This window comes from uncultured Thiodictyon sp., assembly GCA_903837595.1.
Lineage (GTDB): Bacteria > Pseudomonadota > Gammaproteobacteria > Chromatiales > Chromatiaceae > Thiodictyon.
Genome location: CAILVI010000327.1, coordinates 18,869 through 39,375 on the forward strand (window position 1 = coordinate 18,869; position 20,507 = coordinate 39,375).

Sequence of the window (20,507 nt, forward strand, 5' to 3'; positions counted from 1 at the left end):
CCGCGCCGGGGGTTACGGGCAACTGCCTGACGCGTCATCACCCCCATCCCCCAGCGCGCGCGCAAACGCGTCCAGATCGAAGTTGTAGGCCCAGGTTGCCAGCACGGCATGCAGCGGCGGGTCCTGGTCGCGGACCCGCTCCGCCAGAGCGGTGATCAGCGTGAAATCACCCAGTTTCAAGGCGGCTTGCAACTCGCTGCGCCACCCGCTGGGGCAGGCGGCCAGGCGGGCCACCACCGTGGCGCCAGCGAGCGCGCACAGCGGCTCCCGAGGGTCCGCGCGATCGTCCACGATCAGAACGCGGCAGACCGGTTGGCCCGGCGCCAGACGCAGGACCGGGCGCACGGTCTGATCGGAAGCCGGTGCGGCCGTGTCGAGCGGCGGCAGCGCCAGGGTGAACGAGAAGCGGCTGCCCGCGCCGGGCGTGCTGTCCGCCGTCAGTTCACCACCCATGAGTCGGACGAACTGGCGGCACAGGGCCAGACCGAGGCCGGTGCCCTCCTGCACCGCACGGCCGCTGGCGGTCTGGGTAAAGGGCTCGAAGAGCCTCGCCATTTCGTCCGCTGCGATGCCCATCCCGGTGTCCGTGACGTCAAACCGGACGTCAGCCCCGTCGCTGGCCGCGACCCGGAGTGTCACCGCACCCTGAGGGGTGAATTTCACCGCGTTACCGACCAAGTTGATCAGTACCTGCCGCAGTTTCATCGCATCACCGGACACCAGCCGCGGCAGCCCAGCCGCGTGGACGCTCAGGACGAGTCCGCCATCGCGCGCACGCTGCCGGAACAATGACGCCACGTCGTCGATCAGCCGCGGCAGGTCGAAAGGTGCGGTCTGGGAGGTCATCCGCCCCGCCTCGATCTTGGCCAGGTCGAGGACGCCGTTGATGAGTGTGAGCAGGTGCTCGCCGCTGCGTTTGATGGTCGCCAAACCGTCGCGCTGCGACGCAGTGGCGGCGGGATCGCGCTCCAGCACCTGGCTGAACCCCAGGATCGCGTTCAGCGGGGTGCGGATTTCGTGGCTCATGTTGGCCAGGAAGATCGATTTGGCGCGGTTGGCCGCTTCCGCCCGCTCTTTGGCGAGGCGAAAGCGCGACTCGCTCGCGGCCAGTTGCACGGCATGTTGCTCGGCTAGGTCCCGCGCCTGTTTCAACTCGGACGTCCGCTCCAGGACACGCTGCTCCAGCCGGGTGCGCTCCTGCGCCAGGGCACCGAGCGCGCTATTGCGCTGGCGCATGACCGTGATCAGTACCGCGATCAGGATCGTCTCCAGCGCCAGGACGATGAGCGTGGCAGTGATCTCCCAACGGTAGATGTCCCACACCGATGCGGGACGATTGATGACGACACTCCCGCGCGGCAGAGCCGTATGCGCAATACCAAACCGCTGCATCACCCGATAGTCAAAGATATCGCTGGCCGGGGAGGTCATGACGACCGGCAGGTCGGCGACCGGCGTCCCGCCGAGGATACGCAGCGCGAGGCTCCCCGCCGCCCGCCCCTGGTCGGCACCGGTCAGGATATGCCCACCCAGCACACCGGTGGCGAGATGAAAGTTCCAGAAGGTATAGACCGGAAAGGGGCTGGCGGACGCAATCAGGCGCCCGTTCTCCTCCGGTGTCAGGGCACGACCCTCGCCCTGATCCCGGGTCTGACCGGCCAGAAAGACGACAGTCGCGCGTGGGAGTGGCACCAGGCCGGCGCGAATTTCGGCCAGTGAGGCGTCCTTCAGGGTCACCAGGTCAAAGCGGCCACGGTAGCGGGGCGCGACTTCCGCGTCGGCGATCTCGGCGATGCGCTTACTGCTGGCGTCTCCGGTGGAGGTGATGAAAACCAGGGTGCGGGTCGCGGGCTGCACCCGCAGCGCGAGATCGACGGTCGCGCTCATGTCGGTCTCCTCATTGACCCCCGTGACATCGGCGCTGCCGCGCAGCACCGCCGGGCGGAAATTGTTATAACCGCAGAACACGATGGGGCGGCCGGGGAACAGCCGTTGCCGCTGACTGAGGGCGAAATCGAAGGCCGCGTTGTCGGAGACGATGACCAGGTCTGGCCGATAGGCGTGGTACTTGGCGGCCATGGCAGTGGCCAGCGCGTCGGTGATGGCTGGGTCAGTAAAGCGGCGACTGTCGAGGTATTCAACCGACAGCTCGATGGCCCGGTCCGGGTCCGCCAGCCGTTCCCGCAGCCCCAGCTCCACATCATCGCTCCAGGAGTAGCCACGATGGTAAGAGTTGATATAAAGGACGCGGGCCGTCCGCTCGCTGGCGGTCGCGGCACTCGCCCCGACGGCGAAGCAAGACGCCAGCATGATCGTCATGAACAGGCAATACCCACGACGGGGAATGGCGTGCCGCTCGGCCACCCTCACCGCAACACCTCACGCGGTGCGCCGTTGGCGGTTTTCACCATCTGGTGCTCAGTCACCGGCACTCAGAACCGGGGCCGAATACCGAGCCCGGCCAGGACCGAGTCGGTGTCGGAGAGATCGCCGATGACGCGGCGCACCGGCAGGGGCCAGCGGCGGATCAAGGTCGGGTTCGCCATAATCTGGTACTGCTCGGCGCGGTCCGGGCTTTCCAGCACGTCGATGACCTCGACCCGATAGCGTCCATGAAGCCTGTCATCGCAGAGCTTCTTGAGGTTTATGACGGCGTCCAACGAGCGTGCCGTATGCCCCAGTATATAGAGCTGCAAATCCCAGAACTCGCCTGGGTCGTCGCCACACCCGGCGACCTCTTCGCGCAGACCATTGACTGCCATGGTTTCCTCTGCTGGATGATGCGAGTCTCACGCCCGCTCAAACGCGGGGCCGGGTGCGCTGATACTGTTCGGCAAGCAAGCCGATACCCACTATCAATGAGGGGCAAAAAGCTCCGCGTCAGTCCTCCAAGACCCCGGGCTTGGGTAGACCGGGCCTGAGGTCGATATCCAACGCACGCCCCAGTGCTGCCAGGGTTTCCTGGGCGCAGTCCCACTCGAAACCGTCGATCTGGTGCTCCAATTGGGCCACCAGGGGGGACCAGGCGCCGGCTCCCAGTGTAACCTTAAGACCGGCGAGGCACGGCGCGGCCGTCATGTCACAGTGACGCAGCAGCGTCGCCAGTTGACGCAGGACCGGCCCGAGGCGACCGGGGCTCAAGACCTTGGGGGCGTCCGCCACGGGTGCGGACGGCAGCCGGGCCAGCCCGGCCAGGACCGGCGTCAGGGCGGACTCCAAGGCCTCCAGGCGGGTGGGTATAAGGTCCCGCGCCTCCCGCTTCAGCACCTCCTCCAGCGCCGCCGCGGCGCGCGTCACCGCGGCCATCGCCCGGGCGATGCCGCCAATGTCCGCGACGGCGCCGGACCCGAGGGCTCCCGCGTTGGGGTCGAGCAGTTCGGTCAGGGTAGCGATCAGGGTTGGTTCATTGACTGGTTTGATGAGAACGCCGTCGACCCGGGCGTCCCCGGCCAAGGTCATGGCATCTTCCCGGTCATGGGCCGTAACCATGACGACGACCGGGGTCTGCGCCAGCCGGCTGTCGGCCTTGAGCCACCCGGCCAACTCGATGCCGTCCAGGCCCGGCACCCGCCAATCGGTGAGGACCAGATCGAAGGGGGTGTCACGCGCGGCCGCCGCGGCCAGCACGTGCCGGGCCGCCGTGCTGGAGGGCACCGCCACGGCGGCTACATCATGGGCGCCGAGCATGGCGGTCAAGGCCTTGCGGATCGCCTGGTCGGCGACCACCACCAGCACCCAGGTGCCGGCCAGCGGCCTTAGTCCCAGGCGCACCGCCGGGCCGTCCACCGCAGCGATCCCCAAGGGCACGGTGAGGGTCACGGTACTACCCCGCGCGGGCGCGGTCTCCAACTCGACCCCCCCCCCCCATCAGCTGCGCCAGCTGCCGGCAGATGGCCAGCCCCAGACCGGTCCCGCCGTAAGGGCGGGTGAGCGAGCCGTCGGCCTGGGAGAAGGCCTGGAACAGCTGCTCAACCTGTTCCGGAACCATGCCGATGCCGGTATCACTGACCGCGAGCCGCAACCGCACCGTCCCCGCCGCCACCACGGCCGGCGCCACGCGCACGACGATCTCACCTTGCTCGGTAAATTTCACCGCATTGGCGGTCAGTTTCATGAGAATCTGGCCCAGTCGCAGGGCGTCTCCCACCAGGAAGCGGGGCGTCTGCGGGGCCACGCAGACGCGAAAGGCCAGACCTTTCTGTTCGGCCTTCAGCGCCATGACATCGGTGAGATCCGCCAGCAGCGCATCCAGTGAAAAGGGTGCCGGTTCCAGTGCCAGGGTGCCGGCCTCGATCCGCGAGAAGTCCAGGATGTCGTTGATGATGCCCAGCAGCGCACGGGAGGCGGCGTCGATCCTGGCCAGATAGTCTCGCTGTTTGGCGCTCAGTTCGGTGCGCAGGGTGAGGTAGGTCATCCCCATGATCGCATTCATAGGGGTGCGGATCTCATGGCTCATGTTGGCGATAAACTCGCCCTTGGCGCGATTGGCAACCTCGGCCTGCTCCTTGGCGATGGCCAATGCGTCCTGGAGTTGCTGGCGTTGCGTTCGCAAGCGTTGCTCGGCCGCCCGCCACCGTTGGTCATGGCGCCGATTCAACCACAGCACCGCACCAGCGGCCCCCATCAGCAAGCACAGCAATTGCAGAACCATCATGCTACCCACATCACAGTCAACCGAAATCAGACCCTATTCAGCGCATCGGCTGATCCCACCCGTCGGCCAGGCCGATCAGGGCCACGAAGGCATCCAGATCAAAATTGTACGCCCAGGCCGCAAGCGCCGTGTGCAGCACCGCATCAGCGTCGCCGAGCTGCGCCGCCAGGGCGCCGATGCGACCGAAATCGCCCAGCATGACCGCTTCACTGAGACTTGCGCGCCATTCTGCGGGCAGCGCGATCAAGCGGGATGCCATTTCTTCTGCGGACACCGCAACCGCGGCTGCCGGGGTGTCCCCGGCGCGAATGAACCGCAAACCGGCCCGGTGCTCCAGGATCGCGAACAATTCTTCGGCGCGCCACGGTTTGCCGGCGAAGTCGTCGCAACCGCAGGAGAGGAAGCGGTCGCGGTGTTCATTGAAGGCACTGGCGGTGAGCGCCACGATGATGGTGCCCACCGCCCCGGGACGGACCGCCATGCGCGCCCTGATCTCCCGGGTCGCCTCCTCTCCCGACATGACCGGCATTCGCATATCCATGAAGACGACGTGCGGTTGCCAGTCTTCCCAGAGTGCCACGGCCTCCCGGCCGTCGGCCGCCTCCCGCAACGCAAGCACCGGCGGTTGCGGATTGAGCCCCTCCAGCAACGAGCGCAGCGGCGCCCGGTTGTCCGCCAGGTCGTCCACGATGAGAATCCGGCAAACCGGTTGGCCCGGCACCAGGCCAACCACCGGGAGTTCGGTAGCCTCGGCCTTTGGTGCGACGGCATCGGTCGCCGGGAGTGACAGGGTGAAGGAGAAGCAACTCCCCTGCCCGAGCCGGCTTTCCGCGATCAGTTCCCCGCCCATGAGCTGCACAAACCGGCTGCTCAGCGCCAGGCCGAGGCCGGTCCCGCCCCGCACTTGCCGGCCGCTGGCGGTCTGACTGAAGGGCTCGAACAGCCGCGCCATCTCGTGCGGAGCAATCCCCATCCCCGTATCGATAACGCTGAAGGCAATCGCGTCATCCCCAGCCGGCGCCACCCGAATCATCACCGACCCGGAGGCGGTGAACTTGACTGCATTGCCGATCAGGTTGATGAGGACTTGGCGCAATTTCACCTCATCGCCTGACACCATCCGGGGCAGGGCCGACAGCTCCTCGCCCAGAGCGAGCCCCCGCTCACGGGCGCGTTGCCGGAAAAATGCCTGCACCTCCGTCACCAGCGCGATGAGATTAAAAGGGGCGACTCTAACGGTCATCCGGCCGGCCTCGATCTTGGCCATGTCGAGGATGTCGTTGATGAGGGTCAGCAGGTGTTCGCCGCTGCGCTGGATGGTGGTCAGGCTGTCGCGCTGGGTGGCATTCAGGCCGGGATCACGGCCCAGCACCTGGGCAAAGCCGAGAATGGCGTTCAACGGAGTGCGAATCTCGTGGCTCATGTTGGCCAGGAATTCGCTCTTGGCCTGGCTGGCCGCGGCGAGCTGGGCGGTGCGCTCCGCCACTTTCTGCTCCAAGCTGGCGTTGAGCTCGCGCACCGCCTGCTCCGCCTGTTTGCGCAAGGTGATATCGCGTGCCGCGGCGAACACGCCGGCGATCTCACCCGCGTCATCGCGATAAACGCTGGCGTTGTAGAGGACGTCGGTCACATGGCCATCGGCATGACGGATCGCCAGCGGATAATCGGTGACATAGCCTTCCGAGAAAACCTGACGGTAGCCAGCGGCAGCCCGCTCCGGCTCCGTGAAATAGTCGGAAACATCGCTGCCGATCAACTGCTCACGGGGACGACCGGTGACCGTTTCGGTCGCGGCGTTGACATCCATGATCCGCCCATCGGGACTGATCGTCACCAACGGATCGAGGCTGGCCTCGATCAGCCGCCGGGAGTAATTCGACAACGCGCGCAACTCGTTCTCGGCCCGCTTGCGCAGGGTGATATCGCGCGCCGCGGCGAATACGCCGGCGATCTCACCCGCATCATCCCGATAGACGCTGGCGTTGTAGAGCACGTCGGTGACATGGCCATCGGCATGACGGATCGCCAGCGGATAATCGGTCACATAGCCTTCCGAGAAGACCTGCCGGTAGCCGGCTGCGGCCTGCTCCGGCTCCGTAAAGTAGTCCGAAAAATCGCTGCCGATCAGCTGTTCACGGGGACGACCGGTGACCTTTTCGGTCGCGGCGTTGACATCCATGATCCGCCCATCAACACTGATGGTGACCAGGGGGTCCAGGCTGGCCTCGATCAGCCGCCGCGAGTAATTCGATAAGCTGCGCAGTTCGTGCTCCAGATCAGTCGTGTTAACGGTCACTGCCACTGCTCCAGATAACTATCATGACGTCAACCCGTGCTCCGACGTGCCCGCGACGTTGCGCTGGAGCAGAGAGACAAAGGCCTCCACATCGTAATTGTAGGCCCACTGCTCCAGTGCCGCGCGAAGGGCCGCGTCACCGTCACCGAGCTGTTCCACGAGCGCGGTGATCCGACCACAATCACCCAGATCGACCGCGTCACTTAGGGCGGTACGCCATTGCTCAGGACGGGCGGCCAAACGGCCGGCCAGTTCATCCGCAGAGAGAGACAGACGGGGCGGCGGCACTGCTGCGGCACGGACGAACCGCAGCCCGGCGCGGCGCGCCAAAAGATCGAACAGCGCGTCGGCCAGGAACGGTTTACAAACGCATTCGTCACAACCACAGGCCAGAAAATCGTCGCGATTTTCATCGAATGCGCTGGCGGTGAGCGCCACCACCAGTGAGCGCACCGTCGCGGGCCGGGCCGCCATCTGCGCCTTGATCCGGCGGGTCGCATCCTGCCCTGACATCACCGGCATCCGCATGTCCATGAGCACGACATGGGGCTGCCAGACCTCCCAGAGCGCGACCGCCTCCCGACCGTCGGCCGCCTCGCGGACTTCAAGCACCGGCGGCTGCGGATTAACCCGCTCCAGCAGCGCCCGCAGCGGCGCCCGGTTGTCCGGCAAGTCATCGACGATGAGGACCCGGCACACCGGCTGCCCGGGCTCCAGGGCGACCGTGGGAAAGACGCCCCGATCGGTCTGCGGCGCACCCGCGGTCACTGACGGTAGTGGTAGGGTAAAGGAGAAGCAACTGCCCTCGCCCGGCGTACTCTGTGCAGTCAATACGCCGCCCATGAGCCGGACAAACTGGTGGCTCAAGGCCAGGCCGAGACCGGTTCCACCCGCCACCGCCCGACCACTGAGGGTCTGACTGAACGGCTTGAAGAGCCGGGCCATCTCCGCCGGGCTGATCCCTACGCCGGTGTCACTGACGCTGAACCGGATCGCCGCTGCGGCAAACGGCTCGACCCGCAGCGCCACGCGCCCGGCTAAGGTGAACTTGACTGCATTGCCGACCAGATTGATGAGGACCTGCCGCAATTTCATCTCGTCCCCCGCTACCGTCCGCGGAAGTCCCGACGCCTCAACGCTCAGGGCCAGCCCCCGGTCGCACGCGGGCTTGCCGAAAAACGCCTCGGTCTCGGCGATCAAGCGATGAAGATCAAAGGGGGACTCCGCAAGCGTCATCCGCCCGGCCTCGATCTTGGACATGTCGAGGATGTCGTTGATGAGGGTCAGCAGATGCTCGCCGCTGCGCGCAATCGTGGTCAGGCTGTTACGCTGGGCGCCCTTCAGGTCGGGGTCGCGCGCCAGGACCTGGGTGAAGCCGAGAATGGCGTTCATGGGGGTGCGAATCTCGTGGCTCATATTGGCCAGGAACATCGATTTGGCCCGATTGGCGGCCTCGGCCGCCTCCTTGGCCGCAGCGAGTTTCTCTTCCGCTTGTTTGCGCTCGGTGAGGTCCCGGGTGACGCCGCGCACCTCGACCTGGCCGGTCCGCTCATTGCGGCAATAGGTGGTGATGACTTCAGTCCAAACCGTGGTCCCGTCTTTGCGCGGTTGCTCGACCTCGTCGATATAGAAATGGTCAGCCGCTTGCTGACCGGACAAGAGCGCCGCGGCGCGGTCGCGCAGGAGCGCCTTAAGACTATCGGCCGCCGCCGGAGTCAAGGCCGCGTCCACCGGCTCGGCCATGACTTCTTCCGGGGTAAAGCCCCGCAGCCCTGTCACTGATGGGCTACAATAGAGGAAACGCATGGTGGCGATATCGAGCGCCCAGACCACGTCCTTCATGCTTTCGGTGAGCAGGCGATATTTCTGCTCGCTCTCCCGCAGTGATTGTTCGCGTTGGGCAATGGCTTGTGCCATCGAGCGAAAGCGATTGTGGATACTGATCAATTCCGCGAAGCGGACGTTCTGGTCATCGTCTTGCCCCGGCCATCGGCCCTGTTCGAGGTCACCCATTTTTTCGGCGAAGGCGGCCATGGGTTGCATGACCAGTCGGTTCAGTCGACGATTCTTGACGACCACCAGGAGGATCAGGCCGCCCAGAAAGGCGCCCATGAAGATCAGCAGCGCGTTACGCTGGGTATCCAGCAGCTCGGTAGGGATGAGGATGGCGATTTTGGCCCCGATCGTGTCGACTGCGACAATCATCGGTATCCAGCGCCGGTTTCCCGCTGACAGGGTGCTGCCACTGTTGGGTGTCTCCTCCCAGTACTTGAGATCGAGCGTTGGAATGTGCAGTGTGGGGTCGCCGGAGAGCATCACGAACCCGTCTTTCGCCACCAGCATCAATGGCGTCCCGGAGAAGCGTGAAAACTGCGTCAGGAAATTCTGAACATAGGACAGGTCCAGACGCCCCAGGTACAGTATGCCAGCTGAGCGGATGGCGAAATAGACGCTGGGCGCATCGTTTTCGTGACCACGCATGATTTCGGACAGGTCGTTGCGTTGGCCGACCGATGTCAGATAGCCGCCCAGTTTCCCCCCCGAAAAGGCATAGCCGACAAACACCTTGCTGCCCGGCGCGGCCTTATAGATACGCTGCACACGAAGCTCCGGGTCAAGCCGGTAAATGTCCGAAAAGGCTGAAAAGAGACTCAACACGGCCGGCGTGCATTCGGCCTCGGGCAGGTCAGCGAACGCCGCAAGACTGGCGCGTGCGGCATCCAGGTGGCTGGCCAAGAAGAGATGGACCCGGGCCGCGTCGGCCCGGCGCAGGTCCAGATATTTCCCGTTCATCCCGGAGAGGGTGAACCAGACGGCCACGAACAGGATAGCGGTCGTCAGTGTCAGTGACGCAATCTCCAGAAAGAGGGTGTAATGCCAAAAGGTGGTCCGGCGCAACCAGGTCATTGGAGTTCTTGCTTGAGATCCTGAATAAAATAAAAGGTCCGAGAGACATCGCCGTTGGGGTCAAAGGCGATGGGCCCCAGACTGGTCTGGTAGATCGGCAGCGACAGCAGGTAGTGTTTGACTTGCGCGGGTGTGTCATACCCCCTGCTGAAGGATTGGTCAAGCAGTTCGAGTGCCTGCCATACCCCAATGGTCATGGCGTGTGGTTGATAGCCAAAGCGGGCATGGAATCGCCGGAAATAGGCGTCAATCGCCGGGGCGTCGCGGCGTGCCGGATATTGGCTGGGGAGGATGATCCGGTCGATGGCGGGGCCGGCGGTTTCAAGAATGGCCGGGGAGCGCGCCCAAGGCGTCAGGAGGATGGGAGCGGCGGGATGGAGATGGTGAAAAAGCTGGGCGATGTTACCGATGGCGGCCTGAAAGCTGCCGGCCAGGATATAGAGCGCGTCGTACGGCTCTGCCATGATGGAATGGAACTCATCGGGATTGAAGTTGGCGACCATCAGCGGCCGATGGACGATCTGCCACTGGCCCCGGGACTGCAGCTCGGCAGAAAACGCCTGGAACGCCGGATCGGTGTAGGGCAGATTGCCTTCGTCCTGCAACACCAGGATGCGGGTGCCGGGCAGCTGATCGACATAGCGGGCAATGGCACGCTGCTCCTGCGGCGCATCAGCCACAATGCGCAGGAAGTAGTCGTCCTTACCCGTCAGCGCCGGGCTGGTTGACGCGGTATTGATGAGGAGCGCGCGGGAGTCCGCGAACAGCTGGATGCTCGCCACCGCGCACTTGGACGGGTGGGTGGAGACGAAAAAGCGCACCCCTTCCCCCATGGCCGCGGCAATGGCAGGAACGGTCTTGTCTGCCTGCCACTGGTCGTCCACGGGTCGCACTCGGATGCGGCTGAGCGGATGCTCCTCCAGGAAGAGATCGGCGGCATTCATTTCGCTGGAACCGACCACCGCGGCGGAGGCCAGCCAGGCGACCACCCCCACCGGGATGGGCGGTGGCAGACGCCACTGCCGCCACAGCAGCAGAGACGCGGCCAGGATGGCCAATAGCGCCGACCACAGCGCAATCTTTTTCATGTTCTTATCCCGCCCCAGCCAATGCCCTTGAAAATACATCCAGGTCATAATTGTAGGCCGACCGTGCCAGCACCGCGTAAAGCGCGGCGTCGGTATCGGCAAGGGGCTCCAGCAGGGCGGTGATGCGGCCGAAGTCGCCCAACTCCACCGCGCGAGTCAGATCGGCTCGCCACGCGGCGGGGCAGGCAGCCAGGCGCACTGCCGCATCTTGCAGGGACAACCAGGCATCGCCGCTCGGCCGTCCACCGGCGCGGACGAACGCAAGAGCGGCGCGGCGCTCCAGGATGGCAAACAGCTCCTCGGCCAGAAAGGGCTTGCGGGCGAATTCGTCGCAACCGCAGGCCAGAAAGCGTTCGCGGTGCTCGTCGAAGGCGCTGGCGCTGAGCGCCACGATGATGGTCTGCACCGCGCCGGGCCGCGCCGCGATGAGCGCCTTGATCTGGCGGGTCGCTTCCTCGCCCGACATGACCGGCATGCGCATGTCCATGAAGACGACGTGTGGCTGCCACGCCTCCCACACCGCCACCGCCTCGCGGCCGTCGGCCGCCTCGCGGACCTCCAGCACCGGCGGTTGCGGGTTCAGCCCGGTGAGCAGCGCCCGCAACGGCTCCCGATTGTTTGGAATGTCATCGGCGATCAGGACCCGGCAGGGCGGCTGCCCCGGCGCCAGACCGACCACCGGGAGTTGCAGCTGGACCTCGACCGGCGCGTCGTCGCCACCTGCCGGGCGCAGCGGGATGGTGAATGAAAAGCAACTTCCCTCACCGACGGCACTTTCCGCAGTCAGGGTCCCACCCATCAACCGGGCATATTGGGTACAGAGCGCCAGGCCGAGCCCGGTACCACCCGGCACCTGCCGGCCGCGCTCCGTCTGGCTGAAGGGTATGAAGAGCCGCGCCAGCTCCTCCGGGGCGATCCCCATCCCGGTGTCCGCGACGCTGAAGCGGATGCCCGCCCCGGCGGCGGCCTCCACCCGCAGCACCACTGCCCCGGCCGCGGTGAACTTGACCGCGTTGCCCACTAGATTGATGAGGACTTGGCGCAGGCGCAGCTTGTCTCCGGCGACCAACCGCGGAATCGGCGACTGCTCGACGGTCAGCGCCAGTCCGCGGTCGCGGGCGCGCTGCCGGAAAAAGGCCTCCGTTTCGGTGATCAGCTGGTGTAGATCGAAGGGGGCGACCTGGCAGGTCATGCGTCCGGCCTCAATCTTGGCCATATCGAGGATCTCGTTGATGAGGGTCAGGAGGTGCTCTCCGCTGCGCTGGATGGTGGCCAGGCCATCGCGCTGGGGAACCTTCAGATCGGTGTCGCGGGCCAACACTTGGGCAAAGCCGAGGATGGCATTCAGTGGGGTGCGGATTTCATGGCTCATGTTGGCCAAGAAAATCGACTTGGCCCGATTGGCCGCCTCCGCCTGCTCCTTGGCGCCAATCAACGCGGCCGCCCCCTGCTGCTGTTCGGTCAAGGCGCGCACCAACGCGATGTTGCTGTGGCTCAACCGGGAAATCATCTGCGCGAACTGCATATAAAAGTGCATCACCAGGGTCACTTTTTCCCGGCTCCAGCGGGGCACCCGATCATAGGCATCCAGATAGGCAGCTTCGTCAAAACCATAGCGGCGTGCCTGCTCCCGGAAGGCTTCCCGATCCGGCACTTCATCATCGAAAAAGAACTGGCCGAGGAATAGATTACCGACATGCCGTCCCGCCACCATGATCGGCGTGACCACGTCCAACATGCCGTTCTTACAGCGGTAGGTGCGAAAGCTGCCAGGCGCCACCCCGCGCGAAAGAAGCGTATCGCTTTCCAGGCAGTTACGACAGGTTTGCGGATGGACGCGATGGAACTTTGTGCAGATCTCCTGCCAGCCGGTAGCCACCAGGACCCGGCCATTGAGATCCAACAAGGCGACCGCGAGATTGGTGAGCCGGAAGAAATTTTCCATCACCTGCTGCATTTCACTGCAGTCAATGATGTCGGCGAGATCCAGCACCTCCAGGTTTCCGCTCGGCGTGAGCAGCGCGTCCAGCTTGGCGCGGACGCGCCCTTCGCTGTCGGCCAGTTCGCGCGTGCGGCTTGCCAGTGCCCGGTTCGCCCGCCCGGCCTCAGCCAAGGCGGCGGTGATTCGCAGGTGATTGTGTGCGAGGGCGAATGCGATGAATGCCAGCGCCAAGGTCAAGAGGGTGCCGGCAGCCATGACCGTGCGGCTGTTTTCGGCTCCATGCTCACTGCTCAGATACGCCGGCAGGGCCGTGACCTGCATGGTCCAGTCGGCGCCCATAAAGCTGATCCGGCGCACGCTTTCGAGATGACCGGACGTGGTGCCGGTGGGCGACTGTGAGGCATAGAGCAAGGTATCAGGGGCACGGGATTCATGGGCATAGATCGCGAGCCCCAGTCGCTTGATCAGCTCACTGTATTCGGTACCCAGAGACGCGTCTACCACATCCTGGACGCGCAGCGCCGCATAGACCCAGCCGCGCAGCGCCGCGCGTCGGTCGCCGACGCTCGCGAGCGGGAGATCGGTGCGATACACCGGCACGAAGATGAGGACCCCTGCCTGCACGCCCTGGTCGGTTTCCTGTTTGAGCGTCAACCGGCCGGACATGACCGCCTGGTTGTCGTCGCGCGCGCGTGCCGCAGCCGCAGAGCGTACCGGCTCGGTGAACAGGTCGAAACCGATGGCCCGCTGGTTACGCCAGTCAACGGGCTCCACATAAATGACAGCCGAGTAGGGATCGCGCTCACCCGGCGGCCTGATGTCGTAGTCGGGGAATCCCTGGGCGCGCATGGCGGTGACATGACGCGCCTTCTGCGCGCTCGGCACCAGGGCGGCGTAACCGATCGCCTGGATCCCGGGATAAAACTCGGGGAGCCGCAAGCGCTCGACATAGCGATGAAACGCGTCACGACTGACCTCCTCGCCGCCCATGAAGAGCCCGGCCACCCCGCGCAGGATCTGCGCGTTGGCCGTGATCCGGTGCTGGAGGCCGCTGACCAACTCGGCTACGCGCAGTTCGAACTCCGAGCGCTCCATCGCGCTCTCGCGACTGCGGATCTGTGCCGCCAGCAGCCAGGTCAGGACCAGACCGCCGGCCAGGATCAGCCAGGGCAGCACGTGAAAAATGCGGCGCACGGAGCCCGGATCGGTATCATTAGTCGGCATTGGCCACACCCACCGCGTTCGGACAGATCTGAATCCCACGCCCACGATGGGTTAGAATATGACAAACGAGCACACAATGAATCATGCTGGAACACCCACCCGGGGCTGGTCATGCGCATACTGATCGTAGACGATGTCCCGGACAACATCCGCGTGTTGAGCACGATGCTAGCCGATGATGGGCACCAGATCTCTGCCGCCACCAACGGCCGGGCGGCCCTGAAGCTCGCCGCGTCGTGCGCCCCAGACCTGATTCTGCTCGACGTGATGATGCCTGAGATGGACGGCTACGAGGCATGCGAAGCGCTCAAGGCCGACCCGCTGCTCAAATCGATCCCAGTCATCTTCATCACCGCGCTGGCCGATGTCGAGGACGAGACGCGGGGGCTCGCACTGGGGGCGGTTGACTATATTACCAAGCCGTTCAAGGAGGCGATCGTACGGTTGCGGGTCAAGACCCAACTGGAACTCAAGCGCCAGCATGACATCCTTGCGCAACTCTCCCACATCGACGGCCTGACGGGAATCCCCAACCGTCGGGCGTTCGACGAACGCCTCGACCGGGACTGGCGACGCGCCCTGCGTTCCGGTGAACCGATAGCGGCGGCGATGGTCGACATCGACCATTTCAAGGAATACAACGACGCCTACGGCCATCTGGCCGGTGACGACTGTCTGCGCCGGGTGGCCGGCAGCCTGGCGGATGGACTCAAACGGGCAGGTGATTTCGTTGGCCGCTATGGCGGGGAGGAGTTCATCTGCCTGCTCAATGGGCTGGATGCCCACGGGCTGGCGGTGGTGGCCGAGAAGCTCCGCACCGGTATTGAGGCGCTGCAGATCCCCCACAACGCCTCCCCGGTTTCACCCTGGGTGACCGTGAGCATCGGCGCCGCAATCGGCCGGCTGGGGCCGGAGACAGCGGCGTCCGAGCTCGTTGAGGCGGCCGATCTCCAACTCTTTGCGGCCAAGCGACTCGGCCGCAACCAGGTCAGTCTGGCCCGCTAGAACGAGAGGTCTGCGCGCCCTGCCCCAGCAGGCGAATGCGGCGCAGGGCTATCATTCCTCAACGTTGACCCGGTTTCGGCCCGCGGCCTTCGCCTGATAGAGCGCACGGTCGGCGCGCGCCAGCAACCGATCCAGCGCGTTGTCATCAGACGCCAGACTGGCGAGGCCGGCGGTAATGGTGATCGCCACCGGGACGCCGAGCAGCTCGACCGGCCGTGCCGTCATCGCGTGGCGAATGCGCTCAACGACCAGATAGCCGTCGTGAGCCGCTGTTTCAGTGAGCGCCAAGACGAATTCGTCGCCGCCGAAACGGGCAAAAATATCCACCTCCCGGATCGTCTCGCGACAGGTTCGCGTCAGCGCCAGCAGCGCCTGGTCCCCCACCGGATGCCCGTAGCGATCGTTGATCTGTTTGAAATGATCCAGATCGATCATGGCGAGCGTCATCGGATGGTTGAACCGCCGGGCACGCTTCAGTTCGGCATCGGCCAGACTGAGAAAATGGCGACGATTGGTGATGCCCGTGAGCTCATCAGTGGTCGCCTGTTGTTGCAGCTCATGCTCCAGGCGCTTGCGTTCCGTAATATCGGTCGAGATGCCACACAGCGCCGTGATCGCGCCATCCTTATCCCGCAATGGAAACTTGATTGAGATAAAATAGTGTTTCCCCCGCGCGCCCGCGAGCCACTCCTCCTTTTCCATGATTTCGCCAGACAACAGCACCTGACGATCAAACTCACTGAAATTGCGCCCGATCTCGCCCGGAAACAGCTCCTCATCCGTTTTGCCCGCCACCCTCTCGCGGATCAATCCGGTCATTTCTTCCCATTTTCGGTTGACCAGTTGATACCGGCCGTCAGGACTCTTGACATAAATCAGCGCACCGTTGTTTTCAATGATGTCCGAGAGGTGTTGCTGACTCTCGATCAGTGCGGCCTGCGCGCGTTTGATCGGGGTGATATCACGGATACTCTCAATCGCGCCGATCGTTTCGCCGGAAGCGTCATGGAGCGGGGAAGCCTTGGCGAAAATCCAGGCGCCGCGATGATTGAAGAGTGCGCTGCAGAAGGCCTCCGCGCTGAGTGAGCGGCCGTCACGGCGGACATGGCTATAGCGGGACTCGATCTCCTGATGATCCAGAAAGACCAAATCCGTCAACGACTGGCGCGCCTCGCCATAAAAGGGGATGGTATAGGCGTAGCCGCCTTTGCCGATCATCTGAGTGGCGGCAATGCCGGTCATGGTTTCAATCGCCTTGTTCCAGATAATCACACGCTTTTCCCGGTCAATGGCAAAGGTGGCATCCGGCAGAAAGTCAATGATGTCCTTGAGATTCTCCCGCGCCTCCCGATTCTCGGCATGCCAGCGCTGGCTCATGAGCATAAGGAACCCATAGGTCCACAGGATCGTGACGAATAGGGTACTCAGATAGGTTATCGTTTGCGTCAGCGAGGGTGTAAACAGATCGCCGACCGGTCCGGCGAGAAATGGCGTCAAAGCACGCAGTACAAAAACTATACCGTTGAAAACAAAAACGAACGCAAGCAACACCGCCGACGTCTCGATATCCCGGGGCTTATATCGTAACAGCGCACGCGCAATCACAAACGAGACAATCGCGACGGCAAGCGAAACAATCACACGGCCGGCGATTAAACTATTGTCTAGAAACGTAAAGAAAGCGACAATGAGAACAAAAACCAACAAGAATCCCAGCAACGGCGAACGGCGCTCGCGCCGCCCCAGGAAACGCAGCACCCCGATGTAGAGAAATACCATGCCAGAGACGAAGAACAGATGATTGAGGAGAACCGCTGCCAATCCCAGGCTCGATGACGCTTCCCGTATGAAATCAAACACAAAGCCCAACCCTAGAGAGGCGATGCCGAGCGCCCACCACCCAGTTCCGTTGTCGCTGACATGGTCGGCTTTATCTACCCGATACTGGACCAAGAGGACCATGACTTGGGCAAGATTGGCGAGACACAGGGCAATGGCTAGCGTGCGAATATCGATGAGTATGACCTCGCTTATTCCGGCCGCTGGGATTAGAGAAAAATTGAGCTACGTCCGATGACGACAGGCAATCCGATAGCCGCGACCCTAACTGCCTCAGCAGCCGCCGCTGCCGGGATAGTGCAACAACATAGCAGCCGTTTGTCAACTGACTCTCCCACTACGCCATTAGTGCGTCGGCGCGAGATCGCCACCGCGCGCGTTGAATCTGCCGGTTGCTGTGCGGTGAAAATCTCCAGCTTCTTGGAGCACGCTGTCGGCGGCGCGGGAAATTAATTCGGCATGGCGTACACGAACTTGGACCAACGCACAACAGTAAGCGCGCACGCCGGATAGGGCGCGTGGCGCGCGATGTCGGTCCGTCGTTTAGTACGATGCTGGCCGGAAAGGACGAGACGACCTTGCACGCAACGACGCGCGAGGCGCAGAGGGCAGAGCGCAGAACACATGCACGACACCGCTTCAACGGTGTCGCGCGAGGGAGAATAGACGGTGTGACATGGCCGGGATGACGAGCAAGACCCGCGGAAGCGGGCACGCGTATCCACGGAAAATCGTTACCCGACCCGAGAGCTTGGCAGCCTGCGAACAAACCAATCAAGCGTGCGCGTGCTCGAACCCCGATCACCGCACGGTGGTCGGCCGCGCACGCCGGATACGGCTTAGCGCACGGTCGGCGTCTTGCGCTGCACGGCGGCCCGCTGCTCCATGTCGTTGAGCACCGCCTCATAGGACTGGCGACCGAGCACCTGACCGAGCATGGACAGCGGGTCCGCGGCGCCGGGCTTAGCGGCCGCCTCAACCGGGCCGTCCTCGACCTTGGTGACACGTACGATGGCGGCGTCGCCGTCTTCCAAGACGGCAGTACCGACGCTCGCGGCACCTACCGCGGGAACCGGCAGCGTGAAGGCAACCTTAGCGACAGCTGCGGGAATATTAGGGTCACTGCGACTCACCATCCCGGCCTCATCCACCTTTGACTCACCGGCGACGGCCGCCCAGTCGACGCCGCCGCGCAGCTTCTGCGCACCAGCGGTCGCCGCCGCGGTGGCAGCCTGCTGCGCCCGCTCCTTGCGCAGTGCCGTGACGATCTCGGGCCGCACCTCGTCAAGTGGGCGGGTGGACGCCTCACGGTGGTCAATCACCCGCAACACCACCGACTGCAAGACATCCTTCTCGGGCTCGATCAGATCGCTGTTGCGGTGCTCGTTCAGCACCTCGTCGCTGAAGGCGGCTGCGGTCACCTTGGGGTGCCGGAGCATGCCTTCGCCCCCGGCGCGACCGATCCAGTCAGTGTGCTGGATCTGGAGGCCAAGCTCCTTGGCCGCCGGCGCCAGACTGTCGGAGGATTCGTAGACCAGATTGGCCAGGCGCTCACCCTGGTCGTAGAAGAGTGCCTCGGCCTTTTGTTTGGCCAATTCGCCCCGCAACTGCTCGCGCGCCTGATCGAAGGGCTTGACCGCAGCGGGGGTAATGGACTGCACCTGAATCAGGTGATAACCGAATTTGGTGCGCACCGGCTCGCTGATTTCGCCGACCGGCAGGCTGAAGGCGGACTGCTCGAAGGCGGGGTCCATAATGCCCTTATTGATCTCGCCCAAAGACCCACCCTGGCTCGCACTCCCAGGGTCCTTGGAGACGGCCTTGGCGAGCGCCTCAAAGGACTCGCCGGCCTGGATACGCTGGCGAATGCCCACAATCTCGGCAAGCACCGCCTGGGCGGTCGCCGCCTCGGCATCCGCAGGGACGGTGAGGAGGATGTGCCTGACGGTGCGCCGCTCGGGCTGACCGAAACGGGCCTGATCGGTGTCGTAGACCCGGCGCATGTCGTCCTCGGCGACGCTGCTCTTGGCCGCGAGGCCAGCCACGTCGAGGACCAGATAATCGAGCTTAACCTGCTCGGGGACCTGAAAGCGCGCGGGGTGGCCCTCGTAATAGGCCTTGATCGCCTGATCATCAATGGGCTCGTCGCCGATGAATCCGGCGACCGGCACCCGCAGCCAGCTGAGTTCACGGCGTTGGCCGAGCAGACGCTGGTACTGTTCACGCTCCACCTTGGTCACCAACTCGCTGCCGGCGACCGCCCGCACCAGTTGGCTGCCAACCATGCGCTGGCGCAGTTGCGCCTCGAACTGCGAGGGCGAGAGTCCTTGATACTTAAGCGCCTGTTCGTAAGCCGTGGTATCGAAACGCCCGCCCTGCTGGAAGGCTGGCTCCGCCACGATCTGGCCACGCAACACCGCATCCGCGACCCGCAGACCCATGCGATTGCCGGCGTCGACCACCAGGGTCTCACGGATCATCGCATCCAGCACCTCTTGGCGCAGACGCTTGTCATCGAACTGGGCCGGGTCGAAGGTGGCGCCCATTTCCTCGCGCCGCTGGATACGCTCGGTCTGCAGGCGTTGATCGAGCTCACGTTCGCTGATCTCATGCCCGTTCACGAGGCCCGCCACCGGCTCACCGCCCCCGCCTATGTAGGACTGAATGCCCCACAACGCGAACGGTATACTGATCATAATGATAATCAGCCAGGCGAACCACCCCTTGGCACGATCATGGATTTGCTGCAGCATGTCTCGATACTCGGACGGGACCGGGAAAGAAAGTTCCTAAGGCACAAACAAAAACGGGGTACCCTTGACGGATACCCCGCTTCAGCGGATTGGCGGAGCGGACGGGGCTCGAACCCGCGACCCCCGGCGTGACAGGCCGGTATTCTAACCAACTGAACTACCGCTCCAAATTGCGCACCTGATCGCGCTTCCTTGGTATTTTCCGCAGGCCTGGTTCCTGTCGCAGGCACTTGGTGGGTGCTGCAGGGATCGAACCTGCGACCCTCGCCTTGTAAGGGCGATGCTCTCCCAGCTGAGCTAAGCACCCTTTTTTGGGCACCTGCTGCGGCCACTGTCACCGATGGCCACCCGGTGTCGGGAACCCTTTGCAGGGCGCCCTAACAACGAACCGCTATTGTATCGCGTCCTTCAGCGCTTTTCCAGCTTTGAAACCCGGAGTTTTCGATGCCCCGATCTCAATCGCCGCGCCCGTCTGGGGATTGCGCCCCGTGCGGGCGGCGCGTTCCTTGACGGAGAAGGTCCCGAAGCCGATGACGGAGACCGTGTCTCCGCTCTTCAGGGCAAGTGCGATGGCGTCAGTCAAGGCATCCAACGCCCGACCGGCAGCCGCCTTTGGGATATCACCCGCCTCAGCCATCGCCTCGATCAGATCCGATTTGTTCATTTTTCCCCCAAATATCCTGGCCACTGTTGCGCGAGTACACAATTACCGGCAGCATCGTCGGTCACCCTGGCCGCCGTCGAGGCGGGCCGGTGACCGCCACCGGGCGCGATTTCCGCACCCTCGAATGCTAAAGCG

Annotated in this window: 12 protein-coding genes and 2 tRNA genes; 1 reads left to right on the plus strand and 13 read right to left on the minus strand. The window is 64.1% G+C overall.

What is annotated here, in order from left to right:
- Positions 1–12 precede the first annotated feature (12 nt).
- The 8 genes from QZY44_RS18165 to QZY44_RS18200 form a co-directional block, all read right to left on the minus strand.
- Positions 13–2,364 carry an ABC transporter substrate binding protein gene (locus tag QZY44_RS18165; RefSeq protein WP_295449384.1) on the minus strand — a complete coding sequence of 784 codons (2,352 nt, stop codon included), beginning with the start codon at positions 2,362–2,364 and terminating at the stop codon, positions 13–15.
- Positions 2,365–2,432: 68 nt separating this feature from the next.
- Entirely contained in the window at positions 2,433–2,762 is a 330-nt protein-coding gene (locus QZY44_RS18170; RefSeq protein WP_295449387.1) for a circadian clock KaiB family protein, read from the minus strand.
- Between the two features lie 118 nt (positions 2,763–2,880).
- The gene (locus QZY44_RS18175) at positions 2,881–3,819 is read right to left on the minus strand and encodes a response regulator (protein WP_295449390.1); all 939 of its coding nucleotides are present in this window, start codon (positions 3,817–3,819) and stop codon (positions 2,881–2,883) included.
- Positions 3,820–3,823: 4 nt separating this feature from the next.
- A complete protein-coding gene (locus QZY44_RS18180; RefSeq protein WP_295449393.1) occupies positions 3,824–4,654 on the minus strand; it encodes an ATP-binding protein in 831 nt (276 codons plus the stop codon).
- 37 nt (positions 4,655–4,691) lie between these two features.
- On the minus strand, positions 4,692–6,950 hold the full coding sequence (locus QZY44_RS18185; RefSeq protein WP_295449396.1) for a PAS domain-containing hybrid sensor histidine kinase/response regulator: 2,259 nt from the start codon (positions 6,948–6,950) through the stop codon (positions 4,692–4,694).
- A 21-nt stretch (positions 6,951–6,971) separates the two neighbouring features.
- A complete protein-coding gene (locus tag QZY44_RS18190) occupies positions 6,972–9,857 on the minus strand; it encodes an ATP-binding protein (RefSeq protein WP_295449399.1) in 2,886 nt (961 codons plus the stop codon).
- The gene (locus tag QZY44_RS18195; RefSeq protein WP_295449402.1) at positions 9,854–10,945 is read right to left on the minus strand and encodes an ABC transporter substrate-binding protein; all 1,092 of its coding nucleotides are present in this window, start codon (positions 10,943–10,945) and stop codon (positions 9,854–9,856) included. The genes QZY44_RS18190 and QZY44_RS18195 overlap by 4 nt, the downstream gene beginning before the upstream one ends.
- Before the next feature lie 4 nt (positions 10,946–10,949).
- Positions 10,950–14,111, minus strand: coding sequence for a CHASE domain-containing protein (locus QZY44_RS18200; RefSeq protein WP_295449405.1), 3,162 nt, complete (start codon positions 14,109–14,111; stop codon positions 10,950–10,952).
- Positions 14,112–14,222: 111 nt separating this feature from the next.
- Here QZY44_RS18200 and QZY44_RS18205 point away from each other — a divergent pair, with 111 nt between their 5' ends.
- Positions 14,223–15,116, plus strand: a complete 894-nt coding sequence (locus tag QZY44_RS18205) for a diguanylate cyclase (protein ID WP_295449408.1) — start codon at positions 14,223–14,225, stop codon at positions 15,114–15,116.
- Positions 15,117–15,167: 51 nt separating this feature from the next.
- On the opposite strand, the gene QZY44_RS18210 is transcribed toward QZY44_RS18205, so the two are convergent.
- The 5 genes from QZY44_RS18210 to QZY44_RS18230 all read right to left on the minus strand — a co-directional run bounded on the left by QZY44_RS18210 (position 15,168) and on the right by QZY44_RS18230 (position 20,372).
- The gene (locus tag QZY44_RS18210) at positions 15,168–17,078 is read right to left on the minus strand and encodes a diguanylate cyclase (RefSeq protein ID WP_295449412.1); all 1,911 of its coding nucleotides are present in this window, start codon (positions 17,076–17,078) and stop codon (positions 15,168–15,170) included.
- Positions 17,079–17,794: 716 nt separating this feature from the next.
- Positions 17,795–19,708 carry a SurA N-terminal domain-containing protein gene (locus QZY44_RS18215; RefSeq protein ID WP_295449415.1) on the minus strand — a complete coding sequence of 638 codons (1,914 nt, stop codon included), beginning with the start codon at positions 19,706–19,708 and terminating at the stop codon, positions 17,795–17,797.
- Between the two features lie 90 nt (positions 19,709–19,798).
- Positions 19,799–19,875: transfer RNA gene (locus QZY44_RS18220), tRNA-Asp, on the minus strand.
- Between the two features lie 64 nt (positions 19,876–19,939).
- Positions 19,940–20,015: transfer RNA gene (locus QZY44_RS18225), tRNA-Val, on the minus strand.
- Between the two features lie 84 nt (positions 20,016–20,099).
- Positions 20,100–20,372: an HU family DNA-binding protein gene (locus QZY44_RS18230; RefSeq protein ID WP_295449420.1), complete on the minus strand. Its 273-nt coding sequence runs from the start codon at positions 20,370–20,372 to the stop codon at positions 20,100–20,102.
- Positions 20,373–20,507 lie beyond the last annotated feature (135 nt).

Excerpts from the sequence above, each read along its gene's own strand:
- QZY44_RS18170 (WP_295449387.1), bottom strand. The coding sequence starts at position 2,762 with ATGGCAGTCAATGGTCTGCGCGAAGAGGTCGCCGGGTGTGGCGACGAC.
- QZY44_RS18180 (WP_295449393.1), bottom strand. The coding sequence starts at position 4,654 with ATGATGGTTCTGCAATTGCTGTGCTTGCTGATGGGGGCCGCTGGTGCG.
- QZY44_RS18190 (WP_295449399.1), bottom strand. The coding sequence starts at position 9,857 with ATGACCTGGTTGCGCCGGACCACCTTTTGGCATTACACCCTCTTTCTG.
- QZY44_RS18195 (WP_295449402.1), bottom strand. The coding sequence starts at position 10,945 with ATGAAAAAGATTGCGCTGTGGTCGGCGCTATTGGCCATCCTGGCCGCG.
- QZY44_RS18200 (WP_295449405.1), bottom strand. The coding sequence starts at position 14,111 with ATGCCGACTAATGATACCGATCCGGGCTCCGTGCGCCGCATTTTTCAC.
- QZY44_RS18205 (WP_295449408.1), top strand. The coding sequence starts at position 14,223 with ATGCGCATACTGATCGTAGACGATGTCCCGGACAACATCCGCGTGTTG.
- QZY44_RS18210 (WP_295449412.1), bottom strand. The coding sequence starts at position 17,078 with ATGGTCCTCTTGGTCCAGTATCGGGTAGATAAAGCCGACCATGTCAGC.
- QZY44_RS18215 (WP_295449415.1), bottom strand. The coding sequence starts at position 19,708 with ATGCTGCAGCAAATCCATGATCGTGCCAAGGGGTGGTTCGCCTGGCTG.
- QZY44_RS18230 (WP_295449420.1), bottom strand. The coding sequence starts at position 20,372 with ATGAACAAATCGGATCTGATCGAGGCGATGGCTGAGGCGGGTGATATC.